This is a genomic window from Limisphaera sp. VF-2, assembly GCF_049537125.1.
Taxonomy (GTDB): domain Bacteria; phylum Verrucomicrobiota; class Verrucomicrobiia; order Limisphaerales; family Limisphaeraceae; genus Limisphaera.
In genome coordinates this window covers 223,727-236,793 of record NZ_JBMVQY010000001.1, presented here as the reverse complement: position 1 = coordinate 236,793, position 13,067 = coordinate 223,727, and the positions used below count along the sequence as shown (strand labels likewise).

General features: G+C 64.6%; 9 protein-coding genes. 3 read left to right on the top strand and 6 right to left on the bottom strand.

All coding sequences use genetic code 11. From position 1 onward, the window contains the following. Nucleotides 1-688: 688 nt before the first annotated feature. Both ACPDIT_RS00810 and queG read left to right on the top strand, forming a co-directional pair. On the top strand, nt 689-1,222 hold the full coding sequence (locus tag ACPDIT_RS00810; protein WP_423440696.1) for a shikimate kinase: 534 nt from the start codon (nt 689-691) through the stop codon (nt 1,220-1,222). Beyond that, on the top strand, nt 1,188-2,372 hold the full coding sequence (gene queG / locus ACPDIT_RS00805; protein WP_423440694.1) for a tRNA epoxyqueuosine(34) reductase QueG: 1,185 nt from the start codon (nt 1,188-1,190) through the stop codon (nt 2,370-2,372). Before ACPDIT_RS00810 ends, queG begins: the two co-directional genes overlap by 35 nt. Before the next feature lie 841 nt (nt 2,373-3,213). On the opposite strand, the gene ACPDIT_RS00800 is transcribed toward queG, so the two are convergent. Together ACPDIT_RS00800 and ACPDIT_RS00795 are read right to left on the bottom strand one after the other, a co-directional pair. Further along, nucleotides 3,214-6,387 carry a PA domain-containing protein gene (locus ACPDIT_RS00800; protein ID WP_423440692.1) on the bottom strand — a complete coding sequence of 1,058 codons (3,174 nt, stop codon included), beginning with the start codon at nt 6,385-6,387 and terminating at the stop codon, nt 3,214-3,216. A 42-nt stretch (nt 6,388-6,429) separates the two neighbouring features. Then, nucleotides 6,430-6,795: a hypothetical protein gene (locus tag ACPDIT_RS00795; protein ID WP_423440691.1), complete on the bottom strand. Its 366-nt coding sequence runs from the start codon at nt 6,793-6,795 to the stop codon at nt 6,430-6,432. Between the two features lie 686 nt (nt 6,796-7,481). Between ACPDIT_RS00795 and ACPDIT_RS00790 the strand changes: the two genes are divergently transcribed. Continuing rightward, nucleotides 7,482-8,240: a type III pantothenate kinase gene (locus ACPDIT_RS00790; RefSeq protein ID WP_423440689.1), complete on the top strand. Its 759-nt coding sequence runs from the start codon at nt 7,482-7,484 to the stop codon at nt 8,238-8,240. A gap of 28 nt (nt 8,241-8,268) precedes the next feature. Here ACPDIT_RS00790 and ACPDIT_RS00785 read toward each other — a convergent pair whose 3' ends face one another. The 4 genes from ACPDIT_RS00785 to lpxA all read right to left on the bottom strand — a co-directional run bounded on the left by ACPDIT_RS00785 (nt 8,269) and on the right by lpxA (nt 13,047). Further along, nucleotides 8,269-10,005 carry a GspE/PulE family protein gene (locus tag ACPDIT_RS00785; RefSeq protein WP_423440688.1) on the bottom strand — a complete coding sequence of 579 codons (1,737 nt, stop codon included), beginning with the start codon at nt 10,003-10,005 and terminating at the stop codon, nt 8,269-8,271. A gap of 6 nt (nt 10,006-10,011) precedes the next feature. Then, entirely contained in the window at nt 10,012-10,875 is an 864-nt protein-coding gene (locus ACPDIT_RS00780; RefSeq protein ID WP_423440686.1) for a hypothetical protein, read from the bottom strand. A 224-nt stretch (nt 10,876-11,099) separates the two neighbouring features. After that, entirely contained in the window at nt 11,100-12,206 is a 1,107-nt protein-coding gene (locus tag ACPDIT_RS00775; protein ID WP_423440684.1) for an LptF/LptG family permease, read from the bottom strand. Nucleotides 12,207-12,276: 70 nt separating this feature from the next. Continuing rightward, entirely contained in the window at nt 12,277-13,047 is a 771-nt protein-coding gene (gene lpxA, locus ACPDIT_RS00770; protein ID WP_423440683.1) for an acyl-ACP--UDP-N-acetylglucosamine O-acyltransferase, read from the bottom strand. Nucleotides 13,048-13,067 lie beyond the last annotated feature (20 nt).

The following is a 13,067-nucleotide window of genomic DNA, read 5'->3' as shown; positions in this document are numbered from 1 at the left end:
GAGGTTTTGCCAACGTTTCCATCATTTCTGCTTCGTGTGCGACAAGGGTTCACCCTGCCTCCTCGCTGATCCTCTGGGGCCCATCGGCCGAGTGATGGAGCAGGGCGTGAAAAACTCGCCGCTGGCTCCAACATAGGGTTGAAAGTTCGAGTTGGAAAGCACCCCAGAGCAGGCCGCGTCGTCGGCGAGGAAGCGAGGCGGCGAATTCTTGAAGGCGCGCGCCGTTCAAGGCCAGCAGTTGGCGAAATGGCAGCCCGCAGAGTGCGAAGGTCGGACTTCGCTTTGTTCGGGATGGCGGGACAGCGGGGTTCGGGCAGAGGCGTCTTCTCTCGGTCTACAGATCTCGTGGGCCGGTTGGGGTGCTCCGTTGGGCGGGCTTGCAGGCTGACGGTGCGCGGTCTGGTCCTCCCCGAGGGCTTCCCTGCGGTGGGGATTCGCCTTTTTGGCGCAGGATGGCCTTTTCGAACTCCGCAGCAGTTGGCCGCAGGTAGCGCCAAATCCGGTCGGTTGAACCACGCCGTACCAAAGGTCGCGGGCGTTTGGCTTTTGCGGCATTTGAGACCCTCTGGCGCCACTGCGTTTGATGGGCGGGCGGGATCCCTGGGTGTGCGTCCGTCTGGCGCGGGACCGGGCCGGCGGATTCTGCGTGCGCGCGCGCCCGGATCGGGCTATCCGTGGGATGGCAAGCATGCCGCGCGAGATTCGGAATTTGGCGTTGATCGGGTTCATGGGCTCCGGCAAGACCGCCGTGGGCCGGATGGCGGCCGCGCAACTGGCATTTGAATTCGTGGATACCGATGCGTTGATCGAAGCGGCGGCCGGCATGAGCATCCCGGAGATTTTTGCCCGGGAAGGCGAACCCGGGTTTCGCGAGTGGGAACGAAAGATTGTGCGCACCCTGGCCGAGCGGTCGCGTACGGTGATCGCCACGGGCGGGGGATTGCCCACGTATGGAGACCATTTGGAGCAGCTCAAGCAGCATTCGCTGGTGGTTTGTTTGTGGGCATCACCGGAGGTGTTGTACGAGCGGGTTCGCCATCACGATCACAGACCGTTGCTGCGAACGCCGGATCCCCTGGCGCGGATCCGGGAGCTGTTGGCTCGCCGCGAGCCGTATTATCGACAGGCGGACGTGTTGATCCAGACCGAACACCGCCCCATCCGCGAAGTGGCGGCCCAGGTGGTGCATGCGTTTCGAATCCATCAACAGAGTGTCGTGTGAGTCCTCCCAGACACCGGCGGCCGGGACGGGTGCGGAGGAGGCTGGCTCGACGGCTGCCACCGCGAATCAAGCCCAAGAGGACGGGGGAGCTGCCGCATGGGAGCAGCTGGAGCAGGCCCGGGAAATCATCCGGGCCCGGGCGGTGGCACTGGGCTTCGACGAATGCCGGTTTACCACGGCGGCGCCTCCGGCGCGTGCGGCCCACCTGGATCGCTGGCTCGAAGCGGGTCGGCATGGCCAAATGCACTGGTTGGCGCGGAATCGCGAGAAGCGGCAGGACCCGGCCCGGGTCCTGCCGGGGGTGCGAACGGTCATTGTGGTGGCCGTCAATTACGCAGCGGAGCCGGCGGCCGTGGCCCGGGATCCGACGACGGTGACGGGGGTGGTGGCCCGGTACGCGCGTGCATTGGACTACCATGACTGGATGGGCACGCGCCTCAAACTGCTGGCAGCGTTTGTGGAGGCGACCGGTCCGCCGGGGACACGGGCGCTGTGGTATGTGGACACGGGTCCGGTGCTGGAGCGGGAACTGGCCGAGCGTGCGGGTGTGGGCTTTGTGGGCAAACACACGAACCTGGTGAGTCGTCGCTGGGGTAACTGGTTGCTGTTGGGCGAGGTGTTGACCACGTGGGCATTGCCGCCGGATCGGCCGGAGGTGAATCGGTGTGGTCACTGCACCCGTTGTCTGCAGGCCTGTCCGACCGGGGCCATCGTTGCGCCGTTCGAGCTGGATGCGCGTTTGTGCATTTCCTACCTGACGATCGAGTTGCGCGGTTCCATCCCGGTGGAGCTTCGGTCCGCGATTGGAGATCGCATCTTTGGATGTGACGATTGCCTGGCGGTGTGTCCCTGGAACCGGTTTGCCAGGGCCGGTCGGCTGATGCGAGAGTTCCATCGGCCGGACCTGGAAGTGCCGGATCTGCTCGAGCTGCTGCACATCAGCAAGGACGAGTTCCAGAGGCGGTTTGGGGGGACGCCGTTGGCGCGTGCGAAGCATAGCGGATTGCGACGAAACGTCTGCGTGGCTCTGGGCAACGTGGGGGACGAACGGTGTCGCGCCCCGTTGGAGCGGGCCGCTCGGGACCCCGATCCGGTGGTGGCCGAACACGCCCGCTGGGCGCTGGCCCGTCTCGAGGAAAGGGGCTTCTGATGGATTCCGCAGGCCGGGCTTCGCGGCTTGGGGAAAGATGGGGAGGGCCCTTCATGCTCTTTTTTCCAGGGCCCGGCCGGTGAAGCACTTGAGAATCGGACCTGCCGTCCACGCGAGCCGACCGGTATTGGGACCTAATCGGTTATCGCAGGTCTGCTTATACTTTGCGAACTCCATTTGACATTTGCTGGCGTTCATGGTTACCTACGCCCGTCACCGCAACACAAAGGCGGGCGCTCTTTGAGTGGGATCCGTGCTTGGATCCGGACCGGATTTCGGTCAGGGCTCGGTACAGGTCCTGACCGAGTTCTCCCTGATCCCTCTGTGTACTGTTCGTTACTCCCCGGGCCTCTCGGCCACCCCCTGGCCGCTTGGCCCGGTTTTTTTTGCTGCTCAAGTCCCGGGTGCAGAGTGCCAAGAAAGGTGCGGGGAAGGAGGTTTGCCGAGGGAACGGATGCGGAACCATGCCGAGGGTTCGCCCTGCCCTGCAGGACCTGAAGCTCTGGTTGGTCGGCATTTACCGTGGTTTTCGATCGTCGTGTGGTGGCCAACCCTTGCAGTTGCCCGGATCCTCGGCGCCATCTCGAGCCTTGCGGAGGTCTCCACGGGTGAAGGGCCGTGGATCGCCATGCCGGGGATTTGCAGCAGACCAAGCCCGGTGCTGGATTTGTCAAGCAAGCGGTTTCTTCTGGGGCAGCCGCCTTGCCCGGCGGCCAGGGTTCCCGGTGGTGCGACACACGCCCGGGTTGGGGGGGCCGGAGGCGCTCTGGCCCAAAACAAAACGGGCGGTCTGTTGCCAGACCGCCCGTGCTTCAAGCCGGGTCAAAGCCCCGGCCCGGGTTTAGTTGCGGGCACGATAGAACTTCGCACCCGGAGTGATGTTCACCCGATAGGGCGAGGTGGCTCCGGCCACGTCGGTGTACGGGCCGGTGACGTTGTCCGCCTGCTGCAAGGTTCCGGTGAAGGTGAGGATGATCTGGTTGCCTTCCCGGGCGATGGACAGCGTGGGCGGCGGTTGGACCGTGACAGCACGGAAGGCCTTGAGGGAGTTCGGATTGTTCGGGTCGTTGATGAGGACCCGGGTGCCGTCGGGGGCGAGACTGAACCACTCGCAGTTGTCGCCACCACCACCTTCGAAGTACATCAGGCGCAACGGATAGACGCCGGCCTGCGGAACCAGGATGTTGAACAGGGTATCCGAGGACCCACGGCCGCCGTCGAAGAACCCGAGAGCACCTTCGGCATCCCACGAGATCGGGATTGGGTTCAGGGTGGCGATGACGTCGTTGGTTGCCGCGGCGGCGATGAGTTTGTTGCCGTGCTCGAGCATGATCATCGCAGCCGGGATGTCCTGATAGCCTTCGGAACCAACACCCATTTCAATCGGGATGGGCCCGTTGTTCCCACCGCTCTGATCCACTTCATCGCGGTTGTTCACCACGATCACGGCCACGGCGCCGGCTTGCAGGCAGTTCCGGATCTTGGCGCTGAACGAAACTGCGCCGCGCCGGCAGATGGCGATGTTGTTGGAGACTGCGGCCGCGTTGTTCAGCGGCGTGTTGGCCAGGATGGGATCCGTGGGCACCAATTTGGCCGTGATGGCCGCATTGGTCAGCGGACGGGCCGTGCCCGCCGGGGCGTGGATGGCGTAGTAGCCTCCGGCCACGGCGGCAGGTGCGCTGACGATCAGGGCACCGTTCTTGGCGGGCCGCTGATGGCCCTGCGTGACGAGGAACCCGTCGTCGCTGTTGACGCCCAAGGTGTAAGCACCCGCTTGCGGGAAGACCACATAGGTCAGCACTTCGACGGTATATCCGGCCTTCGTGAGCAGGTCACTCTGTGGGATGTTCGGATCCGACAGGCCGGGCAGTCCGGGTGGGAAGCTGTCCGGATAGTCCGGCTCGCGGAAGTTGCCCTGCTGGTTGGGGCCGCCGCTCCACGGTACACCGTCCAGCTCACCGTTCCAGTTCACCACGCCGGTATACTCGAAGTAGCCGTTGACCATCTGGTTCTGGTCGCGCGCGCCGTTGGGCCGGAGATAACCGGCCAACAGCTGCTCGGCGGCGTAGATCCGGGTCAGCGGATAGACGCCGTCCCATTCACCCGGAGCGGTCCAGCCGAAGATCGGCTTCCAGGTCAGCACGCGGAACCCGGGTTTGGTCGTGTCCTGCGCTCCGAGCGGCAGCCCGCCGGTGAGGGTCTTGTACGCGCTGACGCGGAAGCTCCACGTGTAGTTGTACTGGGTACCGGCGCTGTCGGTGAAGGACAGCTCGATGGTGTTGCTTGAGCCACTCGGCCAGTACCCGCCGGGGCCGATCGCCGGGTGCGTCACCACGGTGGTCGCACCCGAAGTCACGGTGGGCGTTACGGTGTTGCCATTGACCCGCAGCACGATGGAGCCCGCGTTCACGGTGGTCGAGCCGTTGGCCAGCTCGATGCGGATGCTGCGGTCCGGCCGTACATCTACCGCGTCTCGCACCGGGATGGCGCTTTGCACGTAGCAGCCGACGCCGGTGGCCGAGACCCAGGCCTGCAGGGCCTGCGGCGTGGCGTTGCTGTTGATCAAGTAAAGGTTGTCCCCAACCCGGGTATACCACTCCACGTTGAACCCGCCGGCCCGGTTGTAGATGATGCCGCGGATCGGATAGACCCCCGGTTGATCCACGATGACCCGTTGCTGCGTGCCGGCGTTGACGCCCGTGGCGTTCCCACGGCCGCCGTTGAAGAAGGAGATGATATCGCCCATGCGGTCGCGGGCGTTTCGTGCGGTGGTCAGACGGAATCCGTCGTCACTATTGACCACCATGATGTATTCGCCGGCGGTCGGGAAATAGACGTAGGCGAACCATTCGATCGTGCCGTCGTCCGTGCTGGTCTTGGCCGGATTGGATCCGAAGCCGAGGTCACGCAGATCGTAGTCAACCCCTTCCCACAGGTTGATGAGGCTGCCACCCTGCTGGAAATTCCCGTTCGGCGTGCCAAACGGCCCGCTGTTCTGGTAGTCCAGCACATCGGTGGAGGTGGGCAGCGTGCCCGTGATCAGGTTGGTTCCCCAGAGACCGAGGATCTGTTCTTCTGTCCAGTTGAGCTGGTTGTCGCCCAGACTGTTACGGTTTTCGGCGATGGTCTGGTAGATGGCGCCGAAGGCGATGCCGCGTGGCTGTCCCGACACGGCGGACAGCGGTAGCGCATATGCCGGGGGCATCACGAAGTAGTTGGGCGTAGTGGCATTTGCCGTGCTGACCAGCGTCTGACCGAGACTGGTCTGGAAGGTGACGCGAACCACGTTGGGCGAGTTGGGTGGGAAGCGGTTCGCCTGGGTGTAAACCACGCGGGTTTCGTTGCCAGCCTTGGTGACGGAGACGTTGGCGGTGACGTTCTGGTCGTTCCAAATGACCTCGGTCACATTGGTCAAGACGCTTGGAAGGGTGTCCTCGAGGACCAGCGTCCAGCCGCGAAGATCGGCATTGACCGAGAGCGATTTGACAACGGGTTCGATCGCGGGGGTGGTCTCCAGAGTGATGTTGTCGAAATGGACGTACTGGTTGTTGCCACCGGTACGACCTGCGAGGATCAGCCGACCCTTGTGAACTGAGTACTCTTGGAGCTGGAATCCGTCGAGGATTCGACGGCCTTTCCAAGTCACATAAACCTTGTTGTCGACGGTTTTTTCCACTTCGAGCCGGCACCACTCCAGGTGCGTGTAGCTCTGGCCGCCGTCGTTCAGCCAGGCGCCGGTTTGCAGCGAGTCGGTGACATCGCAGCCGCCGCCGTTTCGGTTGAGCATTTCAACCTGAATCAGGGTCCGATCGTCCACGCGAACTGCGAGCCCTTCCCGGTCTCGAAAGTCCGGGGTATCCGGCAACCAATTTCCCTGCCAGGCATCGAAAATTACGGCCACGCCCGTCTTCGAGCCGTTTTCGGGCAGACCGCTTCCGGCCGGGCTTTGCGCGGTGGCAAGGTCGTCTCCGCCGGCAAAGCCAAAGACGATGCCGCGCCCTGTAACAGGATCCACGTATTGCACGATGTTGCTCAGGGCCGGATCGTTTTCTCGGACCTAGCTGATGCTGAACCCGTCAGCCGGACGCTCGGCCGTGCCATTCCCGGCGCGGACGTCCATCGTGAGCCGGAAGGCCTTGATGGGTGCCCCGTTGTCGATGTCCGGAAACACGACGGCCAGGTTCCGGCTCCCGACGGCTGGAGTGAGCTGCAGGAATCCCCCCGTCGGCGGATTGCCGTCCGTGTACCTTTTCCAGTCCTCGTTGAAGATCGTAGTAGCGTCTCCGGTCACCACCAAATTGGTCAATGACGGGTCATTCCAGTCATCGAAGTTCCACGTGGCGGTTCCGGCGCCGACACGGAAGGAGGCAAGGGACACGACCAGGGCCGCTCCCAAGGCAAGGGTTGAGGATCGGGTTCGCATAGGACGTATGGTTGCCTATTGTTGGGTTGGTTCTGACTTGGACTACAACTGGTTTGCAGATCCACTTTTAGCACCGGGCCCGGTCTTGGCAAGAGAAAATTTTTATGACACGCAGCCATGCCGATCGTGCTTGCTAGCAGGCTTGCGCACGTGCTTCTGCGCGTTGCCGGACTCTGCTGCAGTGCAACGGTGGATCCCGAGCGGGGCCGCCGAGGGGACGGGGGACCAGACGCCCCCGTTGCGTCGCTGGTTCTGGCCGGGCGGGCCTCGAGCATCAGGACCAACTCCTCTCCGGTTCGCAAACAACCGGGCGCGGTCTCGGTCTGAATTCCTGAAAGCGTACCGGCCGTCTGGTCACCCGGGCCTCCGCTTGGGGCGAGAGCCTGAAGCTTGCTGAGAGCGGGGAAAGGCAAGCTCTGACCCCGGAGGAACGTGGCGTTTCGAACCGCTTTTGGAGACCATGATGTTGTTCCGGCCTGCGTGCGGTGTGATCGGGCCGGATGGCCCGGCTTTGGCGACCGGGCGCTGTAGCCGGGGTTCTTGGACTCGGTCGGGCAGGCGCGCCCTGTTGGCGGCCGGCACGGGTACGGCTTGTGCCGGGCGCTGTGCCCTTCTACTTTCGCGGCGCGTCGGAGCTCCGGCGTCGGGCGCCGGCTGGCGGCTCGGCAAGCCACGAAGGGGATGTCATGTGGTTGTTGGTGGACATTGGGAACACGCACACTCACCTGGGGCTGGGGAATGAACGGAGGGTGGTCCGACGGGGCCAGGTTCGCACCGCCGACTGGGCCTCGGGCCGTGCGGAGGCAGCCCTGTGCCGTTGGGTGGGACGGACGTTTGTGGCCGGCGCGGTGGTGGCCAGTGTGGTGCCGCGGGTGACACCGTCCGTGCGGCGGGCGGTACGGCGTCATTGGGGCGTTCCATGTTTGGAGTTGAACGCGGGCACCCTGCGGGGGCTGCGCATTGATTATCCCAGGCCGCGCACGATTGGCGCTGACCGTCTTGCCAATGCGCTGGCTGCCTGGCATCGGGTGGGAGCGCCCGTGGTGGTGGTGGATTTTGGCACGGCGGTGACCTTTGACGTTGTGGACGAGCGCGGCTGTTACATTGGGGGCGTCATTGCCCCGGGACTGGAGGCCATGACCGACTATTTGCATGAACGCACCGCCTTGCTGCCACGCATCCGGGTCCGCCGCTGCCGGAGTGTCGTGGGACGAAGCACGGTGCAGGCCATGCAGGCTGGTGCGTATTACGGGTATCCGGGGCTGGTCCGAGCGGTGTTGACGGAGATTCAGCGGCAGATGGGTTGGACGGGGGCCGCGGTGGTGGCCACGGGTGGGTATGCGCGGCTGATGGCCGAACGGGTGCCGGAGATCCGGCACGTTTGGCCGGACCTGACGCTGGAGGGTTTGCGGCTGACCTGGCTGGCGCATCAGGCGCCGGCCTGAGATTGCGCATTGGCGGCGAGGCTCGCGGTCAGTACGCCATGGTCAAGACCAACACCTGTTCGAGGGTGGAGATTCCCTCCCGGGCGCGCTCGAGCGCGACCATGCGGAGGGTTTTCATGCCCTGCTGGATGGCCAGGTGCGTGATTTCGTGGGAGTTGGCCCGGGCGATGATCAGGCGCCGGATTTCGTCGGTGACGGTCATCGCTTCGATGATGGCCATGCGGCCGGCGTAACCCGAGTTTTTGCAGCGTTCGCAGCCCCGGCCGCGGTAGAGGGTTACGCCCTCGAAGAAGGCAGGGTCGATTCCGAGGTCCTGGTACATTTTGGCAGGGTAGGTTACCGGCTCCTTGCAATAGGGACAGATCTTGCGCATCAGGCGTTGGGCGCAGGACAGGATGACCGAGGAGGAGATGAGGAAGGGGGCGATGCCCATGTCGTCGAGCCGTGCGATGGCGCCGGCAGCGTCGTTGCAGTGCATGGTGGAGAGGACCTGATGTCCGGTGAGGGCGGCCTCGATGGCGATTTCGGCCGTTTCCGTGTCGCGGATTTCGCCGATCATGATGATGTCCGGGTCCTGGCGCAGGATGGAGCGCAGGGCGTTGGCGAAGGTCAGGCCGATTTCCTTGCGGACGGGGACCTGGTTGATGCCGGGGATTTGGAATTCCACCGGGTCCTCGACGGTGATGATGTTGTAGATGGGACTGTTGAGCTCGTTGAGGGCGGAGTAGAGGGTGGTGGTTTTGCCCGAGCCGGTCGGGCCGGTGACCAGGATGAGGCCGTGGGGGGCATCGATGGCCGCTTTGACCCGCTGGTAGGTGTGCGGGTCCAGGCCAAGCTGGTCCAGGCTGCCGGAGAGGTTGGACTTGTCCAGCACGCGCAGGACCACTTTTTCCCCGTGGACGGTGGGCAGGATGGACACGCGCAGGTCGTAGTCCTTGCCGCCCACGCGCACGCGCATGCGGCCGTCCTGGGGCAGACGCCGCTCGGCGATGTCGAGGTTGGACATGATTTTGAAACGTGAGACCAGCGGCAGGTACATGCTCTTGGGCGGGGGGGTGACGTCGGTGAGCACGCCGTCGATGCGGTATCGGAGCCGGACCGTCTTTTCGAAGGGCTCCAAGTGGATGTCGCTGGCGCGGTCCTTGATGGCCTGGACCAGGATCAGGTTGGCCAGTTTGATGACCGGGGCTTCTTCGCTGGAGGCGGCCAGTTGGTCGAGGTTGACCTCCTCGGTGGACTCGCGCGTGACCTCGACCTGGTCGGCTTCGGCCTCCGCCTCGGCCTTTTGGGTGTCCTGGATGAACTGCTCGATGCTGCCGCTCTTGGCCGCGTCGAGATGGCTCAGTTTTTCGAGAATGGCCCGTTCGGGGGCGATGAGGGGATGGACCTCCAGTCGCGTAATTCGTTTGATGTCGTCCAGCGCCAGGACATTGAGGGGGTCGGCCATCGCCACGAAGAGCTTGTTGTCGAGGCGGGCGACGGGAACCAGTTTGTGGTTCTGGGCCAGGTCGCGCGGCAGCAGTTCGGCCACCTCCAACGGGATGCCGATGCGGGCGAGGTTGATGGGCGGCACATTGAGCACCCGGCCCATGGAAACGGCCAGGTCCACCTCGCTGACGTAGCCCTTGTCCTGGATGAGCTTGAGCAGGCGGGTGCCGTCCCGACGCTGTTGCTCCAGGAGTTCTTCCACCTGCTGTGGCGTCAGCAGGCCGTCTTCGATCAGTGCGTCGGCGATACGTTCGCCAAATGTTTTCGGAGGAGGCATGGGCGATCAGCGAAACGCTTTGCGGAGGTACTTGAGGATCTCGGCGGGTGCGGCCAGGTACCATTGCAACCGCTGCGGCCATATGGCGCCCAGTTCGCGCACGGCCTGTTGATTGAACGGGTTCGCCGTGGCCACCAGCAGGGCGCGCCCCATGGTGTCGAAGGGCAGGATGCACCAACGCCGACACAGCGCGGCGGGAAAACGACGGGCCAGGTCCGGGTCCGCGTCGTAGCGCTCCAGGGGCAGGAAGGGCAACCGGCTTCGATCAATCAGGAGAGTCAGGGATCGTTCGACGGGGACAAGGCCTTTTTCGGCCAGGTTGTGGATGAAGGGGGGCACGGGTTCGGACGGGACGACGGTCAGATCGGGCTGGGGCCAGCAGGCGTCGAAATCCGCGGCGCTGATGACTTTCCCTTCCACGAAGATCTTGCGCATGGCGGACCGGCCGTCTTCGACGCTGGCCGGCACGGGTGCGGCTGCGGGGGCTGCCGTTCGTGAGGAGGGCGTGCCCGGGCGGGTGGGCAGGACGTCGGTGTCCGTGGAGGCCGGCGAAGCACTGGTGAGGTTGGCCGCGCGGGCTTCGATGTCCCGCAGGGCAGCCCGGACCTCCTGGTCGTCGGGGTGACGCTGCAGGATCCCTTCGTACTCGAGAATGGCGGAGGAAAACTGCCCCAACTGGACGTAGGCTTCCGCGATGCGCTTGGCGGTTTTGACGACCTGCTCTTCCTGGCCCAGCTTGGCATACGCCTCCTTGAGGATTTCCAACGATTGATAGTCGAGGGGTTGCGATTGAGTGATCACCTCGAACATCTCAATCGTCTGCATCAACTGCGCGATTTCGCCCTGACTCAACGTGCTTGCTGCGGCCATGCGTATGTTGCATCGGCTCCGGAATCCCGATTCCCGGGCCCGTTGCCGGGGAGTCCGAGGTTGACGCCTTTTCTGGGAAACACCGGGCAGCCGGAGGCCGATTCTCCCCCGGCCACACCGGCCCCGGGCAATGCCGTCGTGTTCCCGCGAATCTTCCCGACTCTTCCTGTCCAGTCCCTTATCGGCAGGAAGGGACGGAACTATAGCCGCAGTTTGGGCCCGGTTCAGGGGGCGTGATCCATGCGCCACAACAAGTAGGCCCCGATTCCCTGGAACAGGAAGTTGGGCAGCCAGACCAGGAGGTGCGGGTATCGTTCGGGCCGGGTGTCCCACGCGTTGGCCAGGAGGAGGAATCCGAAGTAAATCGCCACCAGGACCAGGGCGACGGCCACCCCGACGTTGGTTTCTCGCCGATGCAGCCGGGCTCCCAGCGGGATGCCCACCAGGCAGAAGGCAAAACAGGCGAAACCGAAGGCCACCCGCTGATGCAGTTGCACCACCACCGGCGTGGCCTCGATGCCCTGGTGTTCCCGCGACCGGCGTTCCTCCAGCAGTTGCCGCCAGGTCATTTCGCTGATCTTCGGGGCCCGGGCGGGCCGGCTGGCGGGGGGCTCCAAGGTGTAGACGAGCGTACGGGCGTACCCGGCGGGGACCCAGCCCTCGGGTGTGCGTCGGGCCGCCACCACGTCGGTCAGTTCCAGTCGGAATCCTCCGGAGTCGGCTGCAGATTCCAGGCGGCCTCCCTCGGCCCGGAGCTTGTACTCGGCGCGGCCCTGATCGTCCAGGCGCCACACCAGGACCTCCTCCAACCGGGCTTCCCGGATGCGCCCGATGTACAGCACGAGACCTTTGAAGTCATGGATGTACTGGCGTTCCGGCAGAATGCCCTGGCCCATTTGCAGGCCGATGCGCACGAGCAGTGCCTTGTACGCCGTGCGGCTGCGGGGGGCCCACTCCGCGTTCAACAAGACGGTCACCGCACTGAGCACCAGCGCCAGGAAAAGCAGGGGAGCCACCAGATGGGTCAGACTGAGCCCGCTGGCGCGCGCGGCCGTCAGTTCCTGATCCGCGGCGAACCGCCCGAACACGAGCAGTGCCGCCGTGAGCAGGCCCATCGGCAGGGCAAAGGGCGCCACGTAGGGCAACAGGAGCCCCACCGCCTCCAGCACGCTCGCCAGGCTCACCTGCCGATGCACCAACAGCAGCAGGATTTCCCGCAGCACATTGCCCAGCAGGAGGACGAACACGAACACCGCCACGGTCATGGCGAGCGTGGCCAGCATTTCGCGGAGGAGATGGCGCTGCAGGATGTTCACGACGCGTGGGCGCAAGGAATCTCTCGTGCCCTCGGAAGGCAGGCGTTGAAGGCATCCAGATGCAAGGTCGGTTTTCCCCGGAACTTCATCGGCTGATGCCCCGTTCGCTGGCGCGGATGAACGCCACCAGATGCTGCACCTCGGGCAGGGGGGGCAGTTCCGACTCGATCCGGGCCAGTGCGTTGGGGATGGTCAGGCCGCTGCGAAAGAGCAGGCGATGCGCCTGGCGAAGAACGGCCTGGACTTCCTCGGGAATGCCGGCCCGTTCCAGTCCCACCTTGTTGATGGTGATGGTTTCTGCCGGACTTCCGTCCGCCAGCATGAAGGGCGGGACATCCTGCACCACCTTCGAGCAGCCTCCCACCATGGCCAGGCGGCCGATGCGGCAAAACTGGTGCACCGCGGCGTAACCGGCCAGCACGGCCTGGTCCTCCACCTGTACGTGGCCGGCCAGGCCGGCGTAACTGGACATGACGATGTGATTGCCGAGCACGCAATCGTGCGCGATGTGGCAGTAGGCCAGGATGTGGTTGTCCGATCCGATCACGGTGGCGCCGCCGTCTTGAGTGGCGCTGTGGACGGTGACCCCCTCGCGAAAGGTGTTCCGATCCCCGATCACCACGCGCGTCGTGCCCCCGCGCCACTTCAGGTCCTGCGTCCGCAGCCCGATGGCAGCGAACGGGAACACTTCGTTGTCACAGCCCAGTCGCGTGTGGCCGTCGATGACCACATGGGAATGCAGGCGGCAACGGTCCCCCAGCTCCACGTGCTCGCCGATCACGCAATAGGGTCCGATCTCGCAATCCGCCCCGAGTTGCGCCCGGGGATGAATGACCGCCGTGGGATGAATGCGCATATGCGTGGCAGGAACCCGCT

Excerpts from the sequence above, each read along its gene's own strand:
- ACPDIT_RS00810 (WP_423440696.1), top strand. The coding sequence starts at position 689 with ATGCCGCGCGAGATTCGGAATTTGGCGTTGATCGGGTTCATGGGCTCC.
- queG (WP_423440694.1), top strand. The coding sequence starts at position 1,188 with ATGCGTTTCGAATCCATCAACAGAGTGTCGTGTGAGTCCTCCCAGACA.
- ACPDIT_RS00795 (WP_423440691.1), bottom strand. The coding sequence starts at position 6,795 with ATGCGAACCCGATCCTCAACCCTTGCCTTGGGAGCGGCCCTGGTCGTG.
- ACPDIT_RS00790 (WP_423440689.1), top strand. The coding sequence starts at position 7,482 with ATGTGGTTGTTGGTGGACATTGGGAACACGCACACTCACCTGGGGCTG.
- ACPDIT_RS00785 (WP_423440688.1), bottom strand. The coding sequence starts at position 10,005 with ATGCCTCCTCCGAAAACATTTGGCGAACGTATCGCCGACGCACTGATC.
- ACPDIT_RS00780 (WP_423440686.1), bottom strand. The coding sequence starts at position 10,875 with ATGGCCGCAGCAAGCACGTTGAGTCAGGGCGAAATCGCGCAGTTGATG.
- lpxA (WP_423440683.1), bottom strand. The coding sequence starts at position 13,047 with ATGCGCATTCATCCCACGGCGGTCATTCATCCCCGGGCGCAACTCGGG.